This window comes from Leucobacter sp. M11 (assembly GCF_035726885.1).
Lineage (GTDB): Bacteria > Actinomycetota > Actinomycetes > Actinomycetales > Microbacteriaceae > JAPFRB01.
On the sequence record NZ_JAPFRB010000002.1, the window covers coordinates 611,907 to 612,261 of the forward strand.

The window sequence follows — 355 nt, forward strand, 5'->3', positions numbered from 1 at the left end:
GTGACGATCGCCTTGAACACGGTGGTGATGCTGCCGAAGATCGTCGCCCCGGCGATGAGGGCGAGCAGGCGCGTCCCGACGCCGGGGGCGAGCCGCCCGACGCCGAGCGCGCAGACCCCGAGCAGGGTCGTCCCAGCGAGGATCAGGGTGGTCAGGGCGAGCTGCTCGTCCGGGGCGAGCGCGTGCGAGCCGGTGGGCGGGTGCGAGGCGAGGACGGCGATACAGCCGAGCACCCCGATGATGCACAGCGCCACGGACCAGGTTCCGGGGCGGGTCATGAGGACGCGGCCGGTTCCCGCCCCGAAGGCGGCGGAGGCGGCGAGCGCGACGACGCTCATCGCTTGCACCGCGCTGA

Annotated in this window: 1 protein-coding gene; it reads right to left on the reverse strand. The window is 73.8% G+C overall.

Annotated elements, in window-relative coordinates; genetic code table 11:
* On the reverse strand, window positions 1–355 hold a 355-nt coding region (locus tag OOT08_RS07300), incomplete at both ends, for a hypothetical protein (protein WP_325091935.1).